The organism is Streptomyces sp. TLI_105 (assembly GCF_900105415.1).
Taxonomy (GTDB): domain Bacteria; phylum Actinomycetota; class Actinomycetes; order Streptomycetales; family Streptomycetaceae; genus Streptomyces.
On record NZ_FNSM01000002.1, the window covers coordinates 1 to 26,176 of the forward strand.

21 protein-coding genes and 1 pseudogene are annotated in these 26,176 nt (G+C 69.2%); 6 read left to right on the plus strand and 16 right to left on the minus strand.

What is annotated here, in order from left to right:
• Positions 1 to 1,083: 1,083 nt before the first annotated feature.
• A complete protein-coding gene (locus tag BLW86_RS39340; RefSeq protein ID WP_093879123.1) occupies positions 1,084 to 2,064 on the minus strand; it encodes a hypothetical protein in 981 nt (326 codons plus the stop codon).
• Positions 2,065 to 2,468: 404 nt separating this feature from the next.
• Between BLW86_RS39340 and BLW86_RS39345 the strand changes: the two genes are divergently transcribed.
• A complete protein-coding gene (locus tag BLW86_RS39345; protein WP_256341761.1) occupies positions 2,469 to 3,035 on the plus strand; it encodes a hypothetical protein in 567 nt (188 codons plus the stop codon).
• Positions 3,036 to 3,107: 72 nt separating this feature from the next.
• On the opposite strand, the gene BLW86_RS42695 is transcribed toward BLW86_RS39345, so the two are convergent.
• From BLW86_RS42695 to BLW86_RS39395, 11 genes and pseudogenes are all read right to left on the minus strand, one after another.
• Positions 3,108 to 3,347 (minus strand): hypothetical protein, encoded by a 240-nt coding sequence (locus BLW86_RS42695; protein WP_218138083.1) that lies wholly within the window; start codon positions 3,345 to 3,347, stop codon positions 3,108 to 3,110.
• 26 nt (positions 3,348 to 3,373) lie between these two features.
• On the minus strand, positions 3,374 to 3,802 hold the full coding sequence (locus BLW86_RS39350; protein WP_143060346.1) for a hypothetical protein: 429 nt from the start codon (positions 3,800 to 3,802) through the stop codon (positions 3,374 to 3,376).
• On the minus strand, positions 3,799 to 5,898 hold the full coding sequence (locus tag BLW86_RS39355) for a hypothetical protein (protein ID WP_093879126.1): 2,100 nt from the start codon (positions 5,896 to 5,898) through the stop codon (positions 3,799 to 3,801). The genes BLW86_RS39350 and BLW86_RS39355 overlap by 4 nt, the downstream gene beginning before the upstream one ends.
• A 478-nt stretch (positions 5,899 to 6,376) precedes the next feature.
• The gene (locus tag BLW86_RS39360) at positions 6,377 to 8,158 is read right to left on the minus strand and encodes an FtsK/SpoIIIE domain-containing protein (protein ID WP_093879127.1); all 1,782 of its coding nucleotides are present in this window, start codon (positions 8,156 to 8,158) and stop codon (positions 6,377 to 6,379) included.
• A 228-nt stretch (positions 8,159 to 8,386) separates the two neighbouring features.
• Positions 8,387 to 9,037, minus strand: coding sequence for a hypothetical protein (locus BLW86_RS39365; RefSeq protein ID WP_143060347.1), 651 nt, complete (start codon positions 9,035 to 9,037; stop codon positions 8,387 to 8,389).
• A gap of 310 nt (positions 9,038 to 9,347) precedes the next feature.
• Positions 9,348 to 11,396 carry a serine/threonine-protein kinase gene (locus tag BLW86_RS39370; protein WP_256341762.1) on the minus strand — a complete coding sequence of 683 codons (2,049 nt, stop codon included), beginning with the start codon at positions 11,394 to 11,396 and terminating at the stop codon, positions 9,348 to 9,350.
• Between the two features lie 443 nt (positions 11,397 to 11,839).
• A pseudogene (locus BLW86_RS39375) lies at positions 11,840 to 12,611 on the minus strand (transposase).
• A gap of 39 nt (positions 12,612 to 12,650) precedes the next feature.
• Positions 12,651 to 13,247 carry a hypothetical protein gene (locus BLW86_RS39380; protein WP_093879313.1) on the minus strand — a complete coding sequence of 199 codons (597 nt, stop codon included), beginning with the start codon at positions 13,245 to 13,247 and terminating at the stop codon, positions 12,651 to 12,653.
• Between the two features lie 84 nt (positions 13,248 to 13,331).
• Positions 13,332 to 16,748 carry a LysM peptidoglycan-binding domain-containing protein gene (locus BLW86_RS39385; protein ID WP_093879130.1) on the minus strand — a complete coding sequence of 1,139 codons (3,417 nt, stop codon included), beginning with the start codon at positions 16,746 to 16,748 and terminating at the stop codon, positions 13,332 to 13,334.
• A gap of 7 nt (positions 16,749 to 16,755) precedes the next feature.
• Positions 16,756 to 17,220: a pilus assembly protein TadG-related protein gene (locus BLW86_RS39390; protein WP_093879131.1), complete on the minus strand. Its 465-nt coding sequence runs from the start codon at positions 17,218 to 17,220 to the stop codon at positions 16,756 to 16,758.
• Entirely contained in the window at positions 17,217 to 17,699 is a 483-nt protein-coding gene (locus BLW86_RS39395; protein WP_093879132.1) for a TadE/TadG family type IV pilus assembly protein, read from the minus strand. Before BLW86_RS39395 ends, BLW86_RS39390 begins: the two co-directional genes overlap by 4 nt.
• A 146-nt stretch (positions 17,700 to 17,845) precedes the next feature.
• Here BLW86_RS39395 and BLW86_RS43710 point away from each other — a divergent pair, with 146 nt between their 5' ends.
• The 4 genes from BLW86_RS43710 to BLW86_RS39415 all read left to right on the plus strand — a co-directional run bounded on the left by BLW86_RS43710 (position 17,846) and on the right by BLW86_RS39415 (position 22,471).
• Positions 17,846 to 18,715, plus strand: coding sequence for a hypothetical protein (locus tag BLW86_RS43710; RefSeq protein WP_256341763.1), 870 nt, complete (start codon positions 17,846 to 17,848; stop codon positions 18,713 to 18,715).
• Between the two features lie 439 nt (positions 18,716 to 19,154).
• Positions 19,155 to 19,508: a hypothetical protein gene (locus tag BLW86_RS39405; protein ID WP_093879133.1), complete on the plus strand. Its 354-nt coding sequence runs from the start codon at positions 19,155 to 19,157 to the stop codon at positions 19,506 to 19,508.
• A gap of 84 nt (positions 19,509 to 19,592) precedes the next feature.
• Positions 19,593 to 20,297, plus strand: a complete 705-nt coding sequence (locus BLW86_RS39410; RefSeq protein ID WP_256341764.1) for an ABC transporter ATP-binding protein — start codon at positions 19,593 to 19,595, stop codon at positions 20,295 to 20,297.
• 65 nt (positions 20,298 to 20,362) lie between these two features.
• On the plus strand, positions 20,363 to 22,471 hold the full coding sequence (locus tag BLW86_RS39415) for a hypothetical protein (protein ID WP_093879134.1): 2,109 nt from the start codon (positions 20,363 to 20,365) through the stop codon (positions 22,469 to 22,471).
• Between the two features lie 79 nt (positions 22,472 to 22,550).
• Here the strand turns inward: BLW86_RS39415 and BLW86_RS39420 are convergent, their stop codons facing one another.
• The 4 genes from BLW86_RS39420 to BLW86_RS39435 form a co-directional block, all read right to left on the minus strand.
• Positions 22,551 to 22,865 (minus strand): hypothetical protein, encoded by a 315-nt coding sequence (locus tag BLW86_RS39420; RefSeq protein ID WP_093879135.1) that lies wholly within the window; start codon positions 22,863 to 22,865, stop codon positions 22,551 to 22,553.
• A gap of 82 nt (positions 22,866 to 22,947) precedes the next feature.
• Positions 22,948 to 23,523 carry a transposase gene (locus tag BLW86_RS39425; protein WP_093879136.1) on the minus strand — a complete coding sequence of 192 codons (576 nt, stop codon included), beginning with the start codon at positions 23,521 to 23,523 and terminating at the stop codon, positions 22,948 to 22,950.
• Positions 23,520 to 24,020 carry a winged helix-turn-helix domain-containing protein gene (locus BLW86_RS39430; RefSeq protein WP_177181983.1) on the minus strand — a complete coding sequence of 167 codons (501 nt, stop codon included), beginning with the start codon at positions 24,018 to 24,020 and terminating at the stop codon, positions 23,520 to 23,522. Before BLW86_RS39430 ends, BLW86_RS39425 begins: the two co-directional genes overlap by 4 nt.
• 430 nt (positions 24,021 to 24,450) lie before the next feature.
• Positions 24,451 to 25,110 (minus strand): DUF4232 domain-containing protein, encoded by a 660-nt coding sequence (locus tag BLW86_RS39435; RefSeq protein ID WP_093879138.1) that lies wholly within the window; start codon positions 25,108 to 25,110, stop codon positions 24,451 to 24,453.
• Between the two features lie 175 nt (positions 25,111 to 25,285).
• On the opposite strand from BLW86_RS39435, the gene BLW86_RS39440 reads away from it, so the two are divergent.
• A protein-coding gene (locus tag BLW86_RS39440) for an IS5 family transposase (RefSeq protein ID WP_256341125.1) occupies positions 25,286 to 26,160 on the plus strand; the annotation gives its coding sequence in 2 pieces (ribosomal slippage) (positions 25,286 to 25,679 and positions 25,679 to 26,160; 876 coding nt in all).
• The last annotated feature ends 16 nt before the right edge of the window (positions 26,161 to 26,176 follow it).

The window sequence follows — 26,176 nt, forward strand, 5'->3', positions numbered from 1 at the left end:
CGCCCCGTCCAGGGTTTCCGCTTCGCTTCAACCCGGGCTGGCGGGTCCGCTGCGCTCTCCCGCCTCAACGGTCCTTACGGCTGCGCCTCCAGGACCTTGGGGCCCGCTGACGCGGGCCGGGCTGGCTGCGAGGGAGGGGTGCTCGTTCGTGTCCACATGCTGCATCAGACTGATGCAGCATGTGGCGTTGGCAGAAATAGGGGACTGCCTAGGGTCATCTATGAATCAGATCGGGGCGACAGATTTCACAGGCTCCTCGTTGGGCCTGTACATCACTGCGGGGGACGGACTGAACATCATGGATCTCGTCTCCTCTCCAACGTGCGTACCGCTGGCCGTCCTTGATCCCTTCACAGTTAGGCGTCCTGTGGTAGACGTTCCCGCCTTTGGTGACGTACACCCTCCGGGGAAGCACCGATCGCGCGGTGCGGCAGTGGTCACACTGGGAGCTGGGCAGGAGCATCACTTCACAGAAGTCTTCGTCCATGCCTCTCATTTTCTCGCACTGATGCCTCTCTGGCCATCTCATATAGGTCAACTATCGCCTTGTCATGGGCTCTTGGCCGCGTTCCTTGGGCCGCTGCTTACTCCCTCCATATTCAAGTCTGCCAAGAGATGCTTGTGAGGTTCCATCTCGATGATCCAGCTCCGTGAGCACCAGGTCGATCAGAAGTCAGCGTTTCGGAAATGGGTGGGATTCCCTGTGCGATGTGCCGCCTACATGACAGTGAGCCGCCTGGGGATGTGCCGCGCCCTGTCAGCCACCAGAACCCGAAGCACCGCCTCGTGTCAGCGACCGACCATCGCCATAGGCCACAGACCTGCAAGAACACGCCGCTCCTGACCAGCCGCCACTGCCATGACCTCACCGCCATGAAGCCGACACATCGCACCCAAGAAAGACCCCACGGTGCGCCCCCACCGGTCCGCAGTGCGTCACCGGCGGCGCGCGCCAGGTGCTCCCCCGCTTCTGCTCAGCCCGTAGGTGTCCCCAGGTGCGCCCCAGCCGTCTTCCGCGCGACAGGCGGAAGCCCCCGAAGGCTCGTTGGTTTCAGCGTGCCTTCGGGGGCTTGAGACGATGCGTCAGGTGGTGAGAGCGGCCAGGAGGTCGGTGGGACGGGGTTCGGTGCTGCCGAGAAGGAGAGGGTGGCTTCCGGGTGCGGTGTACGGGTGGAGACGGCGGGTGGCTGTGCGCCATCCTTCGCCGTCTTCCCAGACGAGTGCGGCCGCTGGCGCTTCGGGGGCAAGGAGGACTGCGGCACGAAGTGTGTCGCGGGTCTGCTCGACGTCCGGTGCGGTGGGGGTGTCGGTCAGGCCGGCGTCGTGCAGGGCGGCTGTGATCGTGGCGAGGTAGGCCCCGGCTGCGCGGGCGCGGAGTTCGGTGAGGGCCTGGTGCACGGCGGTGCGAACCTGGCCGGCGGGGTAGCCGAGTTCGGCGGCGGCCTGCTGGGGGGTGAGGGTGGAATCGGTGGCCAGGCGATCGGCGATCCGGCTGGCGCGTAGGTGGGTCAGGGCGCGCTGTGCGGTGTCGCGGTGGACGCCGAGGGTTTCTGTGACGCGGGCGGCGGTGATGGCGGGGTCGGCGTCGAGGAGGGGCGCGGCGAGCTTGAGGAGCTGGTCGCGGGGGATCTGGTCGCTGGCGTTCTTGGGACGGCCTCCGGTGGCGGGGCGGCTGTCCCTGGCGTCCCGGTAGGCGCGGATGATGCCGCGGGGCCAGTGTTCGACGCCGGCGACGGTGACCTTGTGGTCTGCCAGGGCGGGGCGTTTTTTGTAGGCGCTCCAGCCGGTCAGGGCGACGCCGAGTTCGGCGGCGGCCTCGCTTCGATCGAGGAGGTCGTCGTCGCTGTCGGTGCTGGTCAGTTCGGGGACAGGGGCGCCGAGGAGATAGGCGTCGACCTGGTCGGCGTCGAACAGGAGGGTGCGGGCGCCCTCTGAGCTGATCGGAGCGGGGAAGCCTTCCTCGGCGTACGGTTTGACGACCTGGTAGCGCCCGAGGCTCAGTCCTTGCTGTGCGGCGAGGTCGGCGAGGGTGCGGACCTTGTCGACGCGGCCGGCGCGGATCACGGCGAACTCCTCTACGGGCGGCATGAGGCGGGCAGGGGCGTGGCCGTGAAGCAGCCGCGATCATGCCCTGGACAAGAAAACTGTACCGAATTCCTTTCGCGTCCCTGCGGCGCTGCACTCGCCGTCAAGCCTCGCGGGTCTCTGGATCGGCGGGTGTCTTGGGAGGCCGGTGCCCGTGCCACCCGCCCTTCGGGCGGACTGAGGGCGCCGGCCGTTTCATTTCAGCGGCTGTTTCCGCTTCCCCGTAGAAGGCGGCCCCGGCCGTACTGCGTCCCGTCACGGGGGCCGGGGCCTTGCCCGCGCACTCCATTCCGGCGTGGGCCAGAGCCGAGCGTAGTCCGTCCAGGTGAGGCGGGGGCCGTAACGTCAGGGCGTGGGGGGGAGGGCCCCTCTAGCGTGCGGGCATGGAACCTACCCCGATGCCTGAGCCTCTGCGGCAGGCGGTCCACCAGCTCGTCTCCGAGGCGGTCATGAACTGCCAGGAGGTTTTGCGCTACACCGAGCCGGACATCGCGCGCGACTGGCAGCGGATGACGCTGATCCGCGCCACGGACGCCGCGGACACCATGGACATGGCGTCCCTGCTGATCGCCGCGTACCGCCAGCAGCACACCGACGTCGAGATGGACACGCTTTCGTCTCATCTCCAGGTCCGGCAGCAGCGCAGCCGGGCAGCCGGCCCGCGGGAATCGGACCGGCAGGAGGTCGCCGGAATGCTCGGCGGCCCCCAGCCGCCCGAGTCAGACGCTGATGCCCGCCGTTGGTACAGCTGGGGCCAGGGATACGCCGAGGAGGGGCTGATGACTGAGCCCGATGAACGGCGGCTGTTCGCCGAGGCGTGCCTGCACGGGCTGAGGGCGCGGCTGTGTGACGACGTCGACTCACTGGACGTCTACCTGCCGCCGCGCGTCGCGGAAATGGCTCGAAAGGTCGCTGAGGTCCTCGAGGAACCGCAGCCGGCCACCGCGTGACCTTCGGCAGTCCAGTCTCGCTGGATCAGCCGCCGTAAGAGCGGCGCTGTAGTCGCCGGTCGATTCCGGCGACTACAGCGTGCGCAGAACGGCGACCACCTTGCCCAGGATGACGGCGTGGTCGCCCAGGATCGGCTCGTATGCACGGATGGATTGTCGGCGGCCTTGTAAATAGAACACACAGAACCGCGCAGGTTCCCAGAATTTATGACCTCCAACAGCATGAACCCGCACGCTGAGGAGTTCGCCGCCTTCGTCGCAGACCACATGCCCGAAGGCTGACGGCGGATCATCGTCAGTGATGGCCAGCACCTACATAGATGCCGGCCATCGTCACGTCAGGCGACCAAGGAAAGCCAGTTCGTCGCCAGGGGCCATCGACGCGGCTTCATGCTCTGCCGGATGCCGAGCAGGTCCGCGCACCGCCCCTCAACAGCGTCCAGGGCCTCGGTGGGCGTCAGGTCGTCCAGGTGCAAAACCCGCACGCAGGAAAATACGGCCCTTTTGCCCGGATCGCGGTCGTGCCCGTCGAGACGTCCGGTCAGGCCGTCGAGGCGGCTTGCCTGACCGAGCCAGCGCAGCCGGCCAGAGATGTCGGTGACCAGGTAGATCCCGGTGAGGACACCCAGATCATCGAAATGCCCCCGATCAGCCCAGGGCAGCGGTCGCAGGTAGGCAGCTTGCAGGTAGCGGCCACCGACGAGCGCCAGACCAGCCAAGAGCGGCGGGGTCAGCACCGGTCCGGCCGGCAGCACAGTGCGGCTCACTGCTCGCCCTCGGCGTTGACGGCCTGCTCTGTAGCCGATTCGATAACGACCTCGGTGTCGACCTTCATGTCGGCCAGACCGGCCTGCATCGCACCCAGGTCCCGCTTGAGCCGAGTCAGGGCCTGCTCCATCACCTCCACGCTGTAGGAGGGAAGATCGGCCAGCACGGGCTTGCCGACCGCCGCACCGGCGACGATGGCCTCGCGCGCCACGGCCAGCGCGCCAAGAAAAGACTGCGGCAAATCACTGGACAGGCTCGTGACCAGGCGCAGCTGGGCATCAAGGAGGACCTGCTCCGGGGACTTCTTCGGCTGCTGGGGCGGGGTGCTGTCCGACGCGCTGGGCCGGTCGTCGCCCTTCTTCTTGCCGCGCCCGGTCTTTGGGAAAGTCACGCTGAACCAGGTGCGGTCGGCGACGGTGCCGTCGACCGGAGCGCCGGTCTCATCGATCTGCCGGGGCGAGGTGCCAACGTCGTTGGCGCGGGCGATCTCGCGCATCAGGGCGATGGCCTGCACAGGCTTCAGCAGCAGGGCGTTACGAGCGCTGACGCCGCTGCGCCGACCTGGTCCCCGCTGGCCGTCGGCCGACCCGCGGTCGGCCTCGACCATGCCGTGCTCGGCGAGCCAGTGCAGGCCTCTTGTTACGAGGAAGTCGGACAGCTGCGTCTTGTCGGTCTCGGCCTGGTCCAGCGCGGTCCGCCAGTCCGGCCGGCCGGCGAGGGTGCCGCGCTTGGCGATGAAGCTGGAGTAGAGCGTGCCGTCCAGCAGGCGCGGGTTCCACCGGTTTCGGTAGCCCTCTGCGATGGCGGCGGAGAGCATGCGCAACCGGAGGGTGACGTTCTCCTCTCGGCTGTCGTAGTACCGCTCAGGCTCGCCGAGGACCCGGGCCACCTCGCGGTCGTGCTCCAGTTCCTTGGGGAAGGCGATGCCGAGCAGCGCCCGGTCGCGGCGGTCGCGGGCGTCGGTGACCGAGCCGGAGAGGGTGCCCGGCTCGCTGTCCTCGCCGGCGAGCCAGGCCCGGACGGGCTCGGTGATGCGGCCCGAGGTCTTTGCCTCGCGCAGGACCGCACGCATGTCGGAGGTCGACTTCTCCGCGAGGGGGTAGTCGAGCTGCGGACGGCGGTGGTCGGCACGGTTGGGATCGAAGACCGTGTTGTGGAACTCGGCGGGGTTGTCCGTCCCGACGATGATCTGCATCTGGACGGTGGCGACCTCGGCGGCGGCCTGGGCGGTGTCGTGCAGGCGGTGCTTGGGGTCGGCGAACGCGTTCCGCAGCGTGTCGGCGAAGGCGGGGGCCCAGATGACGGGGTCGGCGATGTACTCCGGTGGTGCGGGCTGGCCGGGCTTCGGATCCGGCAGGTCGAGCTTGCTGGTCGGGACGCCGAAGGCGATGTTGCGGGCGGTCAGCCCGTGCAGCTTGAGGCGGGCCCGGGAGCGGTTGCTGCCCTTGATGGCCACCAAGTCGACGACTGTGCGGATGACGGGGACGCCCTGGTGGTTCTCGGTGATCGTCCGCACGAAGGGCACGTGCATGGTGCGGTTGGTCTGGCCGAAGACCGTCATGTCCTCGGCGAGGTCGTAACCGCGCTTGTGGTCGGCCTCGGTGAGTGCGCCGTCCATGATGCCCAATAGGTTGTTGAGGATGGTCGGTTCCACTGGCTCGGCGGTCGTCACGAACGGCAGCGCGGTGCCGCTCGGGTCGGACCCGGTGGTCAGCCTCGGGAGCACCCGATCAGGGGAGGCGTCAAACTGGGCCGGACTGTGGAAGGCGCTGCGCACCCGTTCGTTGTATTCGGTCGGAGTGCCGGCGAAGCCGTGCGTAGTCACCGACAGGATGTGCAGGCCCGTCCGCTCGTCCTTCACGATCACTCCAGGGCGAAGGCGGTAGAACGTCTCGGTCTTCGCCCTGGTGAGGTAGCGCTTCGGACGGATCACATAGGGCGCGATGACGTCGGTCACCAGCGGGGGCAGACCTGTGGCAAGGGCCAGCGCCTCGGAGAAAGACTGGGTCCAGCCGTACGTGTCGGCGCCCGGGAACGGGTTGGCCCGAGGGGAAGGCTCCGCCTCGGAGACGGTCGCCAGGTTGATGGTCGTCATGATCAGACTTCCAGGAGTGGGCAGGTCGGCCCGGGCCGGTCGGTCCGGGCAGAGCAAGGGCCCGGACCCCGGCAGAGGATCTCCGGAGTCGCTGTATCAGTCACCGCACGTCGAAAACGATCTGAGCGACTGTCACACACGTCCGTCTCCCCGACCACGTGGTGCGCGACCTACCGAGCCCGCTCCACGAGAAAAATCCGGGAGTTGAGCTGGGTGACCATTGCGCTTCCTCTGCCCCTACGGGCCATGAGGGGTGATGGGGAGTCGGCACAAGCCGAATGCTGATGCGATCCTACGGCGCCAAACAGGCTTCTGAGGAGTAAATCTGACAACTAGTCGAAACCTTGAACGGGACGCGGGCGACGGTGAGACTGTGATCTGCGGCCTGAACCGTTGCTACGGCTGGAACGGGACAGATCTCGACCAGGATGTGCCCTTCCTGATGAGAAACTATCTGGTTGATCTTGGCTCATCGCGGTCAGGCGACGCTCCGGCCCGGGGCTTTCGGGTTCGTCTCCCGGGTGCGGGGCCGATTGCGTGCCCACTGGTGGAGGTCGGCGAGGCGGTAGAGGTGTTCCGCGCCCGACCTGCCGGCGGGGGCGGGGAACTCGGGGTCGTTGCGGCGGGCCCAGCGCAGGCCGGCAAGAGTCATGCCGTCCAGCTCCTGCTGCGCGGCCCGGAGACCGACCAGCCCCGCTTCGCTCCCGGCCGCCCTGGCCGTTTCCGGGATGGTCCCACTCTCCGCGGCTGACGGGTCGCCCCCGGTGGTGCCCGGCTTGTGGAGGGTGAGTGGCTGGTGGCGGCCGGGGACGCCGGCCATGGCCCAGGCGCGGGCTTCGGCTTCGGAGAGGTTGAGGACCTGGGTCTCGCGGGCGGTGCCGCCGAGGACGACCTGGACGCGGCCGGGGTGCCGGGTCGGCTTGGGCGCGGGGTGGACTTCGGGGACGAGCATCTTCCAGGCGTTGAGGGTGTAGCGGACGAGGATGCGGGTGGAGAAGTTCTCCCGCATCTCCGGGCCGCCCAGTGCGCGGGCGGTGGCGGACTGGGCGACGAGCAGGACGTGGAGGCGTACCTGGCGGCCCATGAAGAGGATCTCGGCGAGCGCGTCGATCGCGGGTGAGGTCTTGGGGTCGTCGCTCGTGCGGATCTTCTCCCAGTAGCGGCGCAGCTGCGCCATGGTCGCGTTGATCTCCTCGAGGAGGATCACCTGCCGCGGGCCGACACGGTCGGGTTCGGCAGCCAGGACATCGTCGCCGAGCTGTTCGGCGAGCCGGATGCGGCGGTGCCCCTCGGCGCCGAGCTCGATCAGGGCGTCGTGGATCTCGGCGATGTCCCGGCAGTAGTTCACCCCGGGGATGCCGCGGGCCCAGGTGTGGCTGATCCGCTTGAAGTCGAGGATGTGGGCCTGGGCCCCGTTGTGGAGGAACTGGCAGGCGATCGTGCGCAGGATGGTCGACTTGCCGCCGCCGGTACCTGCGGAGATCAGGACGTGCGGGGAGTCGTGGTCGAGGTCGACCGACACCTTCTGCTTGCCCGCGCCGAGGCCGATGAGCGGCGCGGATTCCGGCACGGAGGTGAGCAGCTCGCGCACGCCGGGGTCGTTCAGGCCGAGCGAGGCCGGCGGCCGGTCCTTCTTCTTGACGATGAGGTGCGGGTCGCGGCCGGCCAGGCGCCAGGAGAAGGACGCGTTCTGCAGGGCGAGTTTCTGCATGACCAGCTCGGCGACGGCCTCGCGGCTGAACCGGAGGTGCAGCGGGAGGCCGATGCGGATCTCGGCGTCGTCGTCGGTGAAGTCGGCCGGCACGTGAAGGTAGGTGCGGGGGTCGGTGTGCTCGGAGATCCCAAGGGGGCCGGCGAGCGCCTGGTGCAGGGGCTCGACCCACTCCTGCAGCAGCTCGCGCCGTTCGCGGCCCTTGACCCGGTAAGCGGCGCCGCAGGCCGCCGTGGCGAGCGCGGCCACCGGAGCGCCGTAGGTGAGGGCCTGGGTGACGGCGTCGGGGTGGTGAAGATAGCCGTACGCCCCTCCGCCGGCCGCGGCGAGGGCGGTCATGCGGACGGTGAGCCGGTGCCAGCCGGCCCGGTAGGAGGCACGGCGGACCGGTCCGTCGGCGTCCTTCACCACGACGCGGCGCCCCGGCCGCCAAAACGTGGCGTCCGTGCGCTGCGTACCGTCCAGGTCCTGGCCGGCGAAGAACCGGCCGGCGACCTCGGCCAGGTTGTCGAGGGCCTCGTCGAGACCGCGGGGCGAGGGAGAGGACATCAACGGCTCCTCGGAAGGATCGGCGGCGTAGGGATGCCTCCACCTTTCGGTGCGGGCCTTACCGCCGCACTCACCATCGCCCCAGGAGTGCTGTCTCGGTTGGGCAACAACCGTCGTCCGCACCATGGTGAGTCACTGCTGCCGGGCAGGGCCGGTGGCTGCGGTAAAGGGTCGCCGCTCCCGTCGGTCGGCGCCTGTGCCCGAGCCGGTGCTTGCCCTTGACCAGGGTCAGTAGCCCCTGCGGTTGTCGTAGCGGCGCAGCCGGGCGGCCGTGGCCTTCTCGGTGCTGCCGAGCGCCGCTGCGATCTCCCCGTCAGGGTGCTTGTCGGTGGCCAGGCGGGCTGAGTAGGAGCCGTTGGTGTCGACGATCGAGTCCAGCTCACCGACGATCCGCAGGGCGGTCAGGGGGTCGTCGTCCTCGATCTCGTCCAGGCGTTCGCGGAGCTGTGAAAGGAGCCGTGCGACGTCTTCGGGCAGCGGCACCGCCTGGGCGGTCACCTGACGGGTGTGATTCTCCCAGTCCTTCTCCGGGCCCGAAGTGTCATAGAGATAGGGGGCACGGTGTGAGACCTGCGTCCAGTCGATCGGGTAGGTCGTCTCGCCGTGCCAGCCGCAGGCGCAGACGGCGCGCATCCGCTCCGCGAGCGGCGCGCGGCCCTGGCCGGTGTAGACCCACCAGTCGGTGAAGCTGGGGATGTGACCGCCGCTGCCCATGTCGATGTACACCGGGCCCGGCACCGTACCGTCCTCCAGCAGTACTCCTACCTTGCCCACGTGCCCTTCCGCGCCGTCCGGCTCCCACATGGCCAGCCTCCCCTTCTCCTGCGTATCGGTGCGGGTGCCGCCGTACGAGCCGATGGCAGCCTCCGGATCCCTCACAGTGGCCGATGCAATGGGATGGGCGCAGGCGAATCCGCGCATATTCCACGGGCGAGTGACAAAGAAGTCCTGCCGGGAGGGTGGCACAGGTCCTGGTTCCTAGTAGCAGGCCTATTCCGCCAACTGGCGAGCATCCCTCTCGGCACAGCGATCGCTGAAGTCCGCTCCGGCGCAGAAGCCCAAGACCCGCGCCGTCTCCCAGTCCGCCAGGCGGACCCGACTGCGCTCGTCGACTGCATGATCACCCAGGGGCACCGATCTACGGAGGGGCGCCCCTCGGCACGGCGACCTCAAGAGCTGACCACAGGCCTCAGGCAGAAGTTGCTGCTGAGAGGGCGAGCAGGCCTCTGCGTTCGGTGCCGACATAGACCACACCGTTCGCGATGACGGGTGTGGAGGTGGTGCCGGTGTCGTGTAGCCGCCAGCGGACCACACCGGTGCCGGCATCGACCGCGCAGACCATGGTGTCCGAGGTGACTGCCAGCGCTCCGCCGTCCAGCTCTGACAGGAAGGTGTGTTTGCCCAGGTCGGCGCTCCATCGTTCCTCCCCAGTGAGCGCGTCGAGCCCGTGAACTCTGTCGTCGGCCATGTCGTCGATGCACAGGGCGCGGCCCGCAACGGCGATGTCGAAGACCGGAAACTTGTCCCGCGTCAAGGTCTTGCGCACTGTGCCATCGACTGGGTTCAGGAGAGACACACCTCCGAAATGACTCACATACAACGTGCCGTCCGATATGGCCAGGTCCTGGGCCGCCTCCACTTCGGCCCGCCACACCCGTTTTCCCGTCGTGGCGTCGACCCGGTCCACGTACGACAAGCTGTAGACGAAGAGCGCGTTCCTCCACAACAGGCCTTGCACTATGCCGGGGTGGGATGGGTCATGCGCGTACGACCACCGTGCAGAGCCGTCGGTTGCGTCGAGTGCGCGCACCGGCTCATCCGGCATGTACAGGAGGTCGGGTCCTGGGATCATCGCGTGTCCCTGTTCCCCGGGCAGCGGGACGGACCAACGGGTGGCGCCGGAACGGGAGTCGAGTGCTGTCAGCCGGTTGCCGCCGGAGTGGTACAGCATGCCATTCCCGAGCACAGGGCCGGCCAGAGAACCGTTCAGGGAGCGGTGCCAACGCTGTGCACCGGTACGGATGTCGAGCGCCACGAGCCCGTCTTCCTCGCTGATTGCGTACACCGTGTCCCGGGTCACCAGCGGGTCGAAGGCGGGCCCTTTCATGGCATGCCGCCAAAGGATCTTGGGGGCGGGCCCCAAGGCGGTGTTCTCGTTGATCAGCCAGGCCGCAGCGCCGGCGGCGGCCGTGGCGGCTCCCAGGCCGAGTACACCGCGTCGGGTGAAGTGTCGTCGCTGCGGGCCGGGTGGGGCGGGCGAGGTGCCGGGGCCGTCGGGTGCACGCCTGGTGCCGGGCGCGGGTCCGTCCATCGCGGTGGGGGGATGCGGCTCTGGAGCGGTGGCCCGGCGGGGCCGCGTACGTGTAGTGACCTCATGGGTGCGCCGGCCGATGTCGTCGAGCAGGGACGGCGGAATCCAGGACCCGCCGCCGGCCGTGCCGAGGTCGGCCAGGCCGGCGAACTCGGCCAGCGACGGCCGGTGCGCGGGCTCCCGGGCCAGAGCGCGGCGAAGCAGGGCAGCGAGCTTCACGTCGGTGATGCCTGAGAGATCGGGATCGGCCGCCAAGGGCCGGGCCATCAGGACCGCCTCGGGCCCAGACCCGTACGGATGACGTCCCTGGGCAGCGAAGGCGAGCAGCGCGCCAAGGGCGAACACGTCGGCGGCGGGCCCCGCAGCACCGCCCAGCAGCACCTCGGGCGCGATGTAGCCGGCGGTACCCGGGGTCTGTCCGGTGCGGGTGATGGCGCTCTCGTCGGTGGCCAGGGCGATACCGAAGTCGATCAAGCGGGCGCCGTCGGCGCCGAGGATCACATTGGACGGTTTGAGATCGCGATGGACCAGGCCCGTCGCGTGGACGGCCGTCAGCGCCTCGGCCAGCTGCTCGGCGAGAGCACGGCAAGCCTCGGCGGGCAGCTCGCCGTGCCGCGCGATCGCTTCGCTCAGCGTGGGACCTGAAACGAACTCGGCGGCCAGCCACGGTGTTTCGGCATCCGGGTCGGCACCGGTCACCGAGGCGACGCCGGGCCCGTGTACCCGCGCGGCAAGCCGGACCTCCCGGGCGAAACGCCGCCGGAACTCAGGGTCGTGCGCGCGCTCGGGATGCACCACCTTCAGGGCGGCTAACGCGCCCCGCCGGTCCTCGGCCAGATAGACCCGCCCCATGCCCCCCTGCCCAAGCCGCGCCAGCAGCCGGTAACCCCCCAACTCCCGAGGATCCTGATCAGTGAGTGGCCGCACGCCCCGCCCCCTATATCCATCCGCTCACACTGGACCCAGGAAAGTCTGCAGTCCGCTCCGAACTCGGGAAAGACTGCACGCGATGCTGAGCCCGGAAAAGGGAGACGTGTGGCCCCCAGCCATCGTCGCCCACAGCAACCGAGTGGGGTGGGACGAGAAGCATCACTGGCCGATTTCCACGGAGCCTCATCAGCTTGGTCCCGAGCCGGGTGGTACTTCGCTGCCCTGGCCATCCCAGCCCGTGTCACCTGCCCTCGCCTGACGCGCGCCGATGTGCGTGGACCCCGGCAGTCGCCGGACTCCACGCCCATCGATAAGCCAGCGTCCGATTGACTGGCTCACATGGCTGCAACAGCCCGTCGAGCAGGAGGCACGCTAAGGCTTGTCCCGTAAAGATCTTCGAGTCAGTAGGGCTGTGATCGGCTACTGTCCGCTCGGCTCGCCTATCGGCCGAGTGTGAGGTTGTGCAGGTGGGCGATGCCGCTCATCGCGTGATGGACGCCGTCGCCCTTCAAGCGGCAGTCGCGGAGGATCTTCCAGGTCTTCATGCGGGCGAAGGCGTGCTCGACGCGGGCGCGGACCTGGCGGTGGGAAGTGTTGTGGTCTTCCTTCCAGGCCGGCAGTTCGCTCTGCCCGCGCTCGCGGCGGTGCGGGATGATCAGGCCGGTGCCGCGGTAGCCGCCGTCGGCGATGACGGTGGTGCGGCCGACGGCCTCTTCGGCTCCGGACAGTGCCCACGCCTTGCAGTCGTTGCGGTTGCCGGGCAACGGTTGGCCGACCACGACGACGCGCCGGGTGTCGGCGTCGATGACGACCTGGTGATTGGTGGAGTACCGATAGTTCTTGGACCGCTCGGCCACCGTGTGGTCGCGGGTGGGGACCAGAGTTCCGTCCACGATGAGCACGGTGTCCTTGCGGAACCGTCTGCGGGGCTTGAGCGCGAGCCGGGGGGCCGAGGTGGCCGACGATGCGGCCGGCCGCGGACTTCGAGACGCCGAAGAGCGGTGCGAGCTGGCGCAGTGTCAGGTTGGTGCGCCAGTACGCGGCCACCAGGAGCAACCGGTCTTCCAGCGGAATCCCCCACGGCCGGCCGCGCCGAGCGATGTCGGCGCCTTCGCGCCGCAGCGCACGCACCACCCGGTTGAACTGGCGCGGAGCCACACCGGTGAAGGGGACTATCCAGGACGGCTCCGAGGCCGTGATCACACCAGGCACGACAGAGATCATTTACATCGGCATCGGCCGGGGGCAATCTCAGCCGAGGAAGTCCTTCCAGAGCGGGACGGATGCCTGCGGATTCCAGGGCGCGTCCTCGTCGATCTCGCCGAACTCGCGGTCGATGTAGTCGGCCAGATCGTGGCCGTAGCAGATGATGTCGGTTCCCCACACCGACAGGACCGGATGTCCCGGAGTGTCGCGACCTGCGGGTAGGAAGCGGTGCGCGTAGACGGGAACGAGTCGTGGGGCTCGTGCAAGTACCGCTCGGGCCACCTCCAGAGCCTCTTCCTTGGAGGTGGGACGCGCTCCCAGGGCCGGATGCCAGCTGCCATGAGCGACGTCGTCCAGCACTTCTCGCACCGGCCACTCCAGCCGATGGCGCAGGTCGTCTTCATCAGCGTGACGCCAGTCGGGCCAGGGCTGCTGCCACGTCGCGCCTTCCTCGGGAGGTGAAGCGACCGGCAGCCCTGCCGCTAGAAAAGCACGATGCTCCGGGGAGAACTCGAGCTCATAGGTCGCCTCGATCCGGCTGAACTCTTCCTCCGTGAGCCCTGGAGCTATCTCACAGCAGTCCGCCTCCGCCAACCGCCGCGCGGCCTCCGCACCCAACCAAGCGCCATCAAAGTCGATCACTCCGGCACCGTACACACGCTGCGTGCACGGCATCACATCTTTTCGAGCCCTGACTCGGGCCTCCAGGTCATTGCGGGACAGTCCTTAGGCGCTGCGGTTGACGAGCCGCTCGTAGATGGCCTCGGTTTCGGGTTCGGTGCTGACGTCGAGGCGGCGGTTGATGGTGAGGAGGGTTTCGTAAGCGGTACGGACGCCTTCTCGGTTCCCGGCCTGGTTCTCGATGAGCATCCAGTCCTGGTAGAGGAGTTCGGCGCTGTCGTCGATGTCGAGGCCTTGGCGGATGACGCGGCGGGCGGCGTCGAGGTCGGGGCGGGCTGACTGGCGGTGCCAAGTGGCGAGAGTGTGGACGGTGTCGGTGATGCGGACGAGCATCTCCTGGTAGCGGGCGGCGGCCCAGGCCGGCGGCGTGCCGCCGAAGGGGACGCCCCGTACCAGGGCAAGGGCGGCTTCGAGGTCCGGAATGCCTGCGGACGGTCCTCGGGTCAGGCCGCGTTCGGCGAGGCGGGTGAAACGGTCCCAGTCGCTGCGGACCTTCGGGGAGAGCTTGTAGATGCCGGTGCGGTCGCGTGGGAGGTAGAGGGTGCCGTCGGGGTCGGTGCCCAGGGTGTTGCGGAGCTGGGAGATGCGGGTCTGGAGGGTGGCGGTGCCCCAGGGGGAGCGGGGGTCCATCGCTTCGCGGACGGTGTCGGGCGGGCCGGGCTTGAAGTAGAGGTAGGCGGCGAGCTGGGCGAGCTTGGGGCCGTGGCCGGATGCCTGAATGCCGGTCACGGCGACCGGGCCGAGGACCTGGACCTCGGGGGCGTGCAGGTCTACGGCGTCGCCTGGCTCGTCCTCACCGATGTCCTGGCCTGCTTCAGGGACCACCTGCGTCTCCTGCGCGGCCGGTGCTGCAGACCCGGCGGCCGGGGCGGCACTTACTGCTTCCGCGAGCGGAGCGGCGCCTCGCTCCTGCCCCTCCTCCGTGCCAGTGCTGGTGGCGTGGCCGGGTCCGGTCGAGTCGGCTGCGCTGCTCTGCTCTTCCGTCTCTCCCTGCTTCTCGGTCTCCTCCCCGCTGTCCTGTTCAGGGGTGGCCGGGGTGGGGAGCGGGGGGACGGGGGTGAGGGGGCGGGTCGCGGTGAACGCGGCGAACGGGGTGGGGGGCAGACCGGCCGGGCTCGTGTCGCCGTCGTCGGTGACGCTCACCGCGGTGGACGGGACCTGGGTCCAGGGTTCCTCGGCGGGCTGGGCCGGCTGGTGGGCCTGGCGGAGCAGGTCGGCGAATGCCTGGTAGTCCTCCTCGGGCAGGGACTGAACGATCAGGTCGGTGTCGAGGACGTCGACGTGCTGGGGACGAGGGGTGCCGACGACGAGGTGGATGGCGTCGTCGAAGGCGCCGAAGGCGCCGGCGGTGCCCTGGGCGGGCAGGACGAGGGCGACGGGCAGTTCGCGGGCCGCGGTGAGGGTGTCGGCCAGGAGCTTGGCCTCGCCCTCCTCTATGTCGACGGCGCAGACCAGGGTCCAGGGCATGCGGGGCGGGGCTTCGTCGGCGTCGGCCTGCTGGCGCTGCTCCAGGAGGAGTTCGGCGAGGTCCGCGCGGGCGGCGGCGAGATGCGGGACGGCGCGGATGCGGTTCTGTGGGAGGAGGGTGGGCAGTTCGTCGCCGAGGCCGACGGTGATGATCTCGGCGTGGTCGCTCCAGGTGCTGGTGGCCGCTTCGAGGGCGAGGACGCGGGCGGTGTCGCGTACGGCGGTGGGGGTGCCGTCGAGGAGGAGGACGCGGGAGACGTTCAGGTTGATCAGGAGGTGGTTGCCGTCGGGGTCGGTGCCGAGGGTGACCAGGCCCGGATAGGGGGCGGGGACGTACGCCGCGTCGGTGGGGTCGAGGAGGTCCTGGGCTCGGTCCAGCACCCAGCGGCCGGGGGCGGCGAGGGTGAACGGCGCCAGAGCGGAGCTCTCCTCCTCCGGCAGGGGCAGGTCGTCGATGTCTTCGTCGTAGGTGTCGTCGCTGTCCGGGGTGGTGTGCGGGGCGGCGGGGAGGAGGAGTTCGACGGTGCGGGCGGTGATCCTGGCGCCGGTCGCGGCCGGGAGGGCCAGGCCCTCGCGGTCGGCGTGGTGGGCGAGGGTGCGCAGGGCGAGGTCGAGGAGTTCGAGGCTGCCGGGGTCGGCGGCCGCGTGGAGGGCCTGCTCGGCAGCTTCGTTGTCGACGGGGGCGGGTAGCTGGCCGGGCTTGCGGCGGCGGCGCTGGAGGATGCGCAGTGTGCCGAGGCTGAGGAGGAGGCTGCCGGCGGTGAGCATCCCGATCCCCGTCACTTCGGAGATCAGGCTGCCGTCGGCTTCCTCGGCCGCGGGCGCCGCGGGCTCGGCCGTGGTGGAGGGGGAGGCCGTCGCCGGGCCTTCGGGGCGGGCAGTGGGTGTCGCCGGGGCGGAGATGGTGCGGGTGGGGGTCTGTGCCGGGGCGGGGGTCTTGGTGCGGTCCGGAACGGCCGTAGGGGCGGTGGTCGGCGGGGTGGAGGCCGCCGGCGTCGGCGCGGCCGGAGCAGGCTTTGCCGGGGTGGTGGGCTTGTCGGCGCTCCGGGGCGGAGGCGGGGTCGCCTCGGTCGGCGGGGTGGTGGGGGCGGTGGTGTGCGGGAGGGTCAGCTTCCAGCCGGTGTGGATGTCGTCGGGGTCGGTCAGGCGGCCGCCGTCGGGCTGGGTCTTGTTCTTGTTGGCGTCGAAGATCTCGGTGTAGCGGTCGCCGTCGCCGAGCTGTTCTTCGGCGACCTGCCACAGGGTGTCGCCGTCGGTCACGGTGTAGGAGTCGGCCTGCTGCGGGACCGGGGTGGGCATCGCGTCGACGGTGGGAGTGTCGGGGAGGCGCAGGATCCAGCCGGGCCGGATGGGCGCGTCGGCATGGAACACGGTGCCGTCGGCCATCGTGTGGCCCTCGTTGGCGTCGGCGATCTTGGTGTACTGCTCGCCGTGCCCGTACAGCTTCTCGGCGATGGACCACAGGCTTTCGGCCGGCCGCACGGCGCGGACGGTGTAGGTCTGCCCGGCCGTCTTCTCGGCGGCCGCTGTGGTCGGGGCGGCATGGGTCTGCGGGGTGGTGGCGGGGAGCGCGGTCGCGGTAGCCGCGGGCGCGCTCGGGGCGGGGGCGGCCAGGGCAGGGGCTGCGGTGGCCAGGGTGCTGGAGGCGAACAGGATGAGGATGCCGCTGACGAGGGTGCCGGCGGCGCGCTGGGACAGGCGCAGTCCGGGCAGGCGGGGAGCGGTGCGGCCGCGGAGCTGGGCGGGAATCTCGACCAGGAGCGACGCCACGAATGTGGCCCAGGCGATCCAGCCGACGGCGACCAGGGCGAGGAGGAATGCGGCGCCGGTGTCGGTGCGGGTGAGCAGGTGGGTGAAGGCGTTGATGCCGGAGGCCCAGACGGCGGTGGTGGCCTGGGTGAGGATCCAGGGCAGGCCGGCAGTGACCGCGGCGAGGACGAGTACGGAGGCCAGGGCGCGGGGCAGGCGTCTGGCGAGGGAGCGGTGTGCGGGCATCGGCGGGTCAGTCCTTCGTGGGTCGGGTGATGCCGTGCAGGAGCGTGGCGGAGCTGGTGGCGGTCACGGTCCAGGTGTGGGGGACGAAGCGGCCGCGGTAGCTGCCGGTGGCGTGGACCTCGATGCGGTGTCCGCCGTCGGTGACGGTGACGGTGCCGCGGACGTCGGCGCGGGCGAGGTAGGCGCGGGCGGCGGCGCTCGCGGCGTTCGGGTCGGCGACGACGGCTTCGCCGGCGACGGCCTTGGCGGGGTCGATGGCCTGGGCTGCGGCGCGGGCGGCTTCGGTGGCGGCGGCGTCGGTGCGTTCGTGGGCGCGGCTGACCCCGAAGGCGTCCACGGCCAGGAGACCGCCGAGCAGGAACAGGGGGACGGTGACGATGGCGACGAACGGCGAGATGGCGCCCCGGTCATCGCCCAGGCGTCGACGGCGACGAGAGCGGGGGCGGGGCTGGGAATGGTCGGTGGTGGTCATCCGCGTCCCCTGTACGTGTCGACGACGGAGGTGAAGCTGGCTTTCATCGTCCGCACCCCGGGTCCGCCGCCGAAGAGCAGAAGGTCGCCGATCGGGACGCGGCACGAGACGGTGACCGTGACCGTGGCCGTCTCGCCCAGGGCGACGCCGAGTCCGCTGGTGGCGGCGCGGACGCTCGTGGAGGTGCAGGGCTGGCCTTCCTGGGCGAGGACATCGGCGGCCGCGGCCCGGGCGGCGGACTGCCCGGCGGCCGGGTTGCGTTCCAGGGAGGCCGCGCGGGCGGCGGCCTGGGCGGCGGCGTCCACGGTCTGTCCGGCCAGGGACAGGCGGGCGCCGGCGATGACGACCAGGGCGAGCGCCAGAAGCAGGGGGACGACGATGACCGCCTCGATCGCGACGTCGCCCCGGTCTCCCCGCAGCCTGCTACGCGGACGCGTACGCAGGCCCGTGCCCGTACGAAGTCTCCGCCGGGCGGCCATCAGTCGCCCCCCGGGGTGGTCCAGCGCTCGATCGGACCGGACGCCGAGGAGCTGACGGTGATGCTCCCCAGTCCGGGGACGAGGGAGACGGCCTGGCCCTCGACGTGGATGCTCATGCGGTCGCGGGTGGTTCCGGAGGTGGAGACATGGACGCTGGTGAGGAGGTTGCCGCCGAGGTCGGCGGCGGCCTTGCGGGCCTTGGCGGCTCCATCGCCGGGCTGCGCTTCGTACATGCGGCCCGCCAGCTCGTCACCCACGGCCGGGCCGAGACCGTCCGGATCGAGATCCGCAACGCGGCCCGCCTGCTGGAATGGCTGCATGACGGCGACACCGCCCTGGCCACCTGCACCCAGGGCCAGCTGGACGCCTGGCTCACCGACGGCCCCACCACCCGCGCCACCGTCCGCGGATTCCTGCTCTGGACCAGCAGACGCGGCCACAGCCGCCCACTGACCGCGCCGGTCATCAGCAGCTACTTCACCGCGCGCATCATTGGCAAGGACCAACGCTGGTCCCTGGTCCGCCACCTCGTCCACGACGAGCAACTCCACGTCGCCGACCGGGCCGCCGGCCTGCTCCTGCTGCTGTTCGCCCAGCCTGTGGGCCGCATCAGCCGCCTCACCACCGAGCACATCGTCGACCGTGGCAACACGCTCGCCTTGAAGCTCGGTCGCGTCCCCGTCGAGATCCCCGCACCCCTGGACGACCTGATCCGCCAACTCGCCGAGCGGAGGAACGGCCGCGCGGCGACCATCCCGATCGAGGAACCCAAGTGGCTGTTCCACAGCATCTACCCGGGGCAGCCGATCGACCCGCACACCCTCGGGCGGCGCCTGAAGGCGATCGGCGTCCCGCCTCAACTCGCCCGCCACGCATCACTGATGGACATCGCCTCGGAACTGCCCGCCGTGGTCATCAGCCGACTGCTCGGATTTCACCAGAGCACCGGCGATAACTGGACCCGCGAGAGTCAGGGCTTCGGTGCCGAGTACGCCGCAGACATCATCCGGCGGTGAATAGTCGCCGTCTCCCGGGATGCGAAGGCGTCATCGATGAGCATGAGGACTTGACGGAGTGAGTACACGATCAAGCCATTCCCGTTGCGGTGGATCAGGGGAGGGGACGTCCAAGAACAGAACGGGGTCCTCGCCTCCGGGTGAGAGGCAACCGAGCGTGCTGGCGCCGTAATTCAGCGCTGTAGATCATTCCGGTTGCCGACTCCCTCTGATGGCTCTTGATCGGATCCGCCTGTTTCATTGGTGCGGACCTTTTCAGGCCAAGGAGGGAATAATCCGTGATGTTCCTGGCGAGCGCTGCTGAGGATGGCGGTGCGCGAGGGGCTCACGGGATGCACCTGGCCAGGGGAGGCCGGGCGCGGTGTCGGCAGGTGTCGTACGTGGCTCTTGCGTCGTACCGAGCCCCAGTGGGGCTCTCATCCAAGGGGAGGACTACCGAATGCATCGCATAGCGAAGCTGGCTGCCGTCGTCGTTACCGCGGCGGCCTTCAGTGCGCCCGCCACAGCCCAGGCCGGGGCGTCTTACATCTACAACAGCTACAGCTACGACACGTCCTACATTGGCGTGTCGTGGGGAAAGGTCGTCGTGTGTGACGGCGACAGGGATGGCAACTCCGTCATGGCGCACTACACACGTGACGACGGCGTGTCGCGCAGCATCCATGAGGAACGCGGTTACGACAACTGCAGCCACAGCGAGGCCAGCACCACGAACCGCGTGACCAAACACCGCTCGCAGCAGATCCGTGACTGGGCCACCGACCCGTACGGTCCCTGGGTGTACCGGGTCTGATCAACTAGGTAAGTCACCGCGCCGAGCCGATGCCTCTCATCAGAGGGCGTCGGCTCCGCGCCGCCCGGCGTAGATAGAGGATATGTGAGTACCGAGTTGCACAGCCGGAAGACGGCCGCGGTGGAAGTCGAGAACCTCCACTACAGCATCGGCGATCGTCGTCTTCTCGACGGCCTGACCCTTGACGTGCCTGCCGGGACGTCCGTTGCGGTCACGGGCCCCAGCGGCTCGGGGAAGACGACGCTCCTGTGCTGCCTGAGTGGCTTGATCAGCCCCTCCTCAGGCGTGGTGCGCATTGGTGGTGTCGATATCACGCAGGCATCCGCAGGTGAGCGTGCCGCCTTGCGACTGCGCACCGTGGGGACCGTATATCAGTTCGGTGAACTGATCCCAGAGCTGTCCCCGCTGGAGAACGCGGCCCTGCCTGTCCTCCTTGCCGGCGGCAGCGCAAAGGGCGCGTACGCCGACGCACAGCAGTTGCTGGATGAGCTCGGTGTGCAAGGTGCGTCGTCCAAGACGACGGCAGCGCTGTCGGGCGGGGAGCGCCAGCGTGTCGCCGTCGCGCGGGCGCTGATTGGCAAGCCCTCGGTGGTGCTGGCGGACGAACCCACAGGGTCACTCGATCAGCGAACCGGGGACGTGGTGGCCGACCTGCTGTTCGGTCTCCCCGCCCGCTTCGGGTGCGCCCTGATCGTTGTCACGCACAACCCGCAGATCGCGGACCGCGCCGACCGAGCCCTTGAGCTAGCGGAAGGCCGGCTGATCGCCGACTTGGGGGAGGCCAGGTGAACAGGCATCTGACGATGCTCCGTCTAGGACACCGCGTGGGGCGGGCGAGTGGTGCGTCCGGACTGGTGCACCGCTTCGGGCTCTTCGCCGCATCCTTCCTCGTCCTGATGGTGACCTGGAGTCTCCTGGCGGTGGATGCCAGCCTGGAGGCCAGACAAGAGAGGCAGGATGCCCGCTCTCCGGTCCTGACCGACCAGCGGCAGCAAGCCGTGGCGCGATGGCTTGAGCGTCCGGACTACGCGGATGGCGAAGCGGTGTCCGTGATCTTCACCGAGCCTCTGAGCGCCTCCGCTGCCCCTCCCCCTGGCCTTGATCGGTGGCCTGAGAAGGGCGAGGTGTTCCTCTCCCCGCAGGCTGCCAAGCATGCCGACGGGGAACTCGTCTCTCGTTACGGCACCATGGCGGGAACCATCGGGCGGCAGGGCCTGACCGAGCCCGATGAGCTGCTCGTCTACACCCGCTCCCCCATCGAGGGGATCTTCGATGAGACGACCCTTAACACCTTCATCTCCGGCTTCGGGCGTCCAGGATCTCAGTTCCTCGACTATTTCACGGTCAGTCACCAGTTCGAGCGCTCCCCAATGGACTTATGGGTGCTGCTGTTGCTGTTCACGGTGCTGCCGGCGACAGCCGCCCTCGTAGTCGTCGTGCGCGGTGGCTCGGAGCTGCGGGACCGCCGTATCTCCATGCTCGAAGCCCTCGGTGCTTCTCGCCTGTCGCGCCTCCTCGTGGTGATCGGTGAGGCCGCTGTCCCCGTGACCGCAGGTTCACTGCTGGCCGCGGCCACGGCCTGGGCGACGACGCTCTGGGACATCCGCCTTCCCTTCACCGGGCATACCGTCGCCGCTGGCGATCTGGCCCGTGTACGCCCCTGGCTCCCTGTCCTGATCGTGGCCACGGCCGCACTCATCGCGGGCGTCAGCGCCATGCGGTACGCCAGGCCGCCCAAACGGACCTCCACTCGCCCCCAGCAGACCAAGACGGCGCCGGGCCGAACGACCTGGATCCTGTGCGGGGCGGGATCCACACTGTGCCTGTACGGGACATGGCGCGCGGACGGTCCCGGCCGGGTCGTCTTCTTCTTGGGCGTCGTACTCGTGCTTGGTGTCCTGCCCAGCCTCGGGGGGCGTCTGTCCGGTGCGCTGGGTTCGGCCATCGCGTCCTTCTCCGCTCGCCGGGGCGGCCCCGCCGGGCTGATCGCCGGACGGTGGCTCGCGGCCCGCCCGGTCGTACTCGCCGTGCTCAGCGCATCCATGATCGTGGGACTGGGACTGACAACACTGGGACAGGTCGTCACCAGCCAGCTCGAAGGACCGGAAATCGTAGCCAAGCAACTGGCTGGCGCAACGGACCGAAACGCGATCCTGATCAACGCCTCCGGCGACCCCTCCCGGTTCGACCGGCTCCGCAAAGACCTCCCCGGACAGCCCTCGGTCCTCTTGTACTCGGAGAACGACAGGGTCGTGTTCTCCGGCAACTGCACGTCCCTGGCCTTCTTCGGCCCGATGACAACCTGCCCCAAGAAGAGCACTGCACTGACCGGTGTCATCAAGAGCATCGGACCTGGACCGCAGAGAGCGCTGGCCGTCCTCGGGCTCACCCCGGACAGGGTGAATGTCACTTCCAGCCACCCGGGCATCACGGATCCCGAAAAGGTCTCGCTCGTCGTCTTCAACACGGCGGGCGACGCGGGAGCCGACCGCGTCTGGGAAGCCGCCTATCGCACCCTGGGCCTACCCATGCTCGACGTGCCCGTGGAGTCCGGAATGCTGGGGGCACAGGCACGAGCCGGATACGTCAAATGGGTCCTGGACGCGGCACTCATCGGCCTGGCGGCCCTCGTCCTTGCCGGGGTGGTTGGTGCAGCATCCGTCTTCGACGACCAGGCACGCGGTCTCGGCCCGATCGCCTCGTTCCGCAACGACCGACGCTTCTACGTGCAGGTCGCCTTCTGGAACCTTTCCGTCCCGCTCGCAGTCGTCGGCGTCGGAGCCGGTGCCGCCACCTACGTGCTCGGACAGATGCTCCTATCCATCGGCGACGGCGGCGAACTCTCCGCCGGCCTCGTCGCCACCGGCTCCCTTGTCATCGCCCTCGGTGGCCTCGTCGTCGCCGTCGTCTGCGGTGAGATCGCCGTGCGCCGTGCTCGTACATGGCGTCCCACCGGCGATTGACGCGCCTCGACGAGATGGACTCCGGCGCTGATCACTGACTGCTTGGCCAGTGGTATTCCGCGTCCAGAGATAGCCGGGCTTACCGATAAACCGGGACCAGTGCGGTGTCCAGGACCTCCAGTGCGTCGACGACGAGCCGGGCGGGTTCGCCGGGCGCCTGCGGCTGGACCAGGGTGCCGGTCGCGCGCAGCAGGTCGCCGGGCTGGATCCGGTTCAGCAGCTCGTGGACGACCCTCGGGTCACCGCTGGTGCAGGTGACGACCGTGTCGTGGATGTCTTCTTCAACGGCGTCGAGGTCGACGGGGACGATCAGGTCGAAGGTGGCGGTGCCGCGCGGGCCGGGGGCGGGAATCGCGTCGACCCAGCCGTCGACGGCGCAGTGCTTGGTGTCCATCAGCTTGCCTCCGCCAGGGTCTTGGTAGTGCGAGGGGAGCGGGGTCGGGGGCGGTGCTGGGCGAGCACTACTGATCTTTTCGTTAGTTGGGTGGGGTTGGTGGGTGGAGGGTGAGGCCGGTGTGGGTGAGGAAGGACCAGGGCAGCTGTGGGTTGCGGCTGATGCGGTGGATGCCTTGTTCGGTGGCATCGGCGACGTCTGCGAGATGGTCGCCGGCGAGGTTGGCGAGCTCGCGTTTCTTGAGCGAAGACCACAGCAGCTCCACCGGGTTGAGCTCGGGCGCGTAGGCGGGTAATCGTTCCAGGGTGAGCCAGTCCTGTTCGGCGACCCAGGCCCGCATGTCCCGGCTCCAGTGGGCGGACAGCCCGTCCCAGACCAGCACTACCCGTTCCCCGCCATAGAACAGTTTCATCTGCTCCAGGACCTCGATGAGCCCGGCGGTGTCGTAGCTGCCGGGCTTGAGGTGGAAGCACAGCCGAGGGCCGCGCTCGGGGTCGGCGGCGTGGTAACCGAGGGCCGCGGCCATCGACGCGCGCTTCCAGTTCAACCGGTGCCGCAGAAGCGGGGTGCGGCCGCGGGGCGCGTAGGTGCGACGGACCTGCGGCAACAAAGAGACGCCTGATTCGTCGAGGAAGACGATCCAGGCACGTGTGTTCACCGCCCCCTTTTGATGCGTGGCCACTCATGAGCGATCCAGCGAGCGATCTCGGACTCGTCGCGTTCGACCGCCCGCCGCTCGGGCCGCTGCAGACTCCACCCCAGCCGGCCGGTCAGCAACCGCCACACCGAGGCCTTCGACAGCCTCACCCCTGTCACCCGCTCGACGACCAGGCCGACCCGCTCCAGGGTCCACAGATCGGCCTCGAAGCCATGCGTCTGGGCGCCCTGCTCCAGCGTGGTCCGCACCCGCTCGACCTGGGCGTCGTCCAGTTTCGGTGGGCGCCCGGTGGCCGGGCGCTGGCGCAAGGCATCGGCGCCGTCCTTCTCCCAGACCCGTTTCCACCGCCGCACGCTTTCTTCGCTGACTCCCAGCATCCGCGCGATCTCGGCACCCGAACGTTCCTGATCGAACAACTCGGCCGCCCGCACCCGCTGGGCCTCGGCCAACTGCGGCCGCGTCAAAGGAGGAACAACAGGCGAAGGCTGGAAAGACACCGCATCAGGATCCCACCAACGTCCCCGCCGCACCCATGGAACTTACGAAAAGATCAGTAGGGCGCGTATCGAAAGTAGATCTTGAAGGAAGGCATCGATCGCCTCAGTACGGATCTCGGGAGCGACCTTCGCAGCGGCAAGCACACCGACCGTGATGAGGAACCCGGGAGGTTTGGAGGGGCCGAGCACCATCTTCGTCTCGGGAGACGACGCCGGCACCAAGGAGATCACGGGGCGTCTGCTCGGCGACCTGGGATGACCCGATGCCTCCCGGTTCGATCTGGGAGGCATCGGGACCGCACGCGGGCAGGAGCACTTCGCGCTGCTGTTCTCCGGGGTGGCGGAGGAGGTGGGGGCGCACGCGTTCAACATCATGGTGGTGCCTCCCCGCAGCAGTTCCTGAGCGGGGGCCAGCGGGGCGGGGGCGGGGTCAGCCAGCCGGTGAGTCGCTGACCTTGCCCACCGGGCTGATCTCCAGCTTCCCGCTGTCTTCGCCGTCGGTGACAGGGAGCGTGCCCGCCGGCCACTTCAGGGTGACGTGCTTGGTCTCGTTCGGGGGCGTCACCACGATGTCGGTCGGCTGCACGCCAGAGCCGCCGCTGTTGTTGACGGGGAACGTGATGTTGAAGGCGGCGGTCTCGCCCTCCTTGAGGATCTGCGGCAGGGCCTGCTCGCCATTGCGGTCCACGGAGAAGGTGTCGCCCAGGGACGTCTTCAGATCGACCCCCGCGAAGCCGCTGATGCGGCAGTTGCTGCCGCCGCTGTTCTTGAAGGAGACGGTGACGACGCCTTCCGTCTTGTCCGTGGTGTTGTCGGCGGCGGCGACCTCGAGCTCGTCGGTGCGGCAGATGTCGACCTTGCCGTCGCTGTTGTCACCGGTGCTGGTGTCGGCGCTCTGGTCGCTCCCGCCGGTGCCGGTGTCGGTGTCGGCGCTCTGGTCCGCCCCGCCGGTGCCGCCCGCCTTGTCCGCCGACGCGGTGGGGCTGGTCTGCGTGCTGGCCGACGCGTTGTCGTCGCCGTTGCAGGCGGTGAGCGAGAGTGCGGCCACGAGGCCGATGGCGGCGGCGACGGCCTTGCGGGTGTGCAGCATGATTCCCCCGGGATGCGGTGCGGTCTGGGTAATGCCGTAGTGCGCACTTATTTGTACCGCGCAGTTAGTTACGAACCGTCAGCGATCATGTCCGCGTTCAGTCACAGATGGGACCGCGCCCCGGCGCCTAGGGTCTGTTGCGAAAGTGGATCTTGTTCGTTGATGATCACTTGTCGTGGGACGTGGTGATCTGACGAACGGCCAGTGGGCCCGGCTTGAGCCCTTGCTGCCGATGGGCATCAAGCCGGGCCGGCCGCAGGTGTGGACGCGGCGGCAGCTGATAGACGGCATACGGTGGCGGACCCGGACCGGCGCCCCCTGGCGGGACGTGCCCGAACGTTACGGGCCGTGGGACCGGGTCTACGATCTCTTCCGCCGCTGGCAGCGGGATGGGACCTGGGCCCGGATCCTCACCCGGCTCCAGGCCGAAGCGGACGCGAAGGGCCTGATCACCTGGGACGTGAACGTCGACTCCACCGTCTGCCGGGCCCACCAGCACGCCGCCGGGGCTGCGAAAAGGGGGACCTCCAAAAGGAGCCGCCCGGCGGTGTCTTCGTCGAGCCGGCCGACCACGGCCTCGGACGCTCCCGTGGCGGCCTGACCAGCAAGATCCACCTCGCGGTCGAGCAGGGGCAGAAGCCCCTGTCGGTGGTGATCACGGCCGGGCAGCGCGGCGATTCCCCGCAGTTCGAGCCGGTCCTGGAGGCGATCCGGGTGCCCCGGGTCGGGCTCGGCAGGCCGCGCAAGCGTCCGGACCGGGTGCGGGCCGACAAGGCGTACGACTCCCGGAGCAACCGCTCCTACCTGCGCAGACGCGGAATCAAGGCAACGATTCCGGTGCCTGCGGACCGGGTGCGCAACCGGCTGAAGCGCGGCTCGCGCGGCGGCCGCCCGCCGAAGTTCAACAAGGACGACTACAAGCAGCGGCACGCGGTCGAGTGCGGGATCAACCGGCTCAAGCGCCACCGGGCCGTCGCCACCCGGTACGACAAACTCGCCGTCCGCTACGAAGCGACCGTACTGGTCGCAGCCATCAACGAATGGCTGTGACCAGCACTTTCACAAC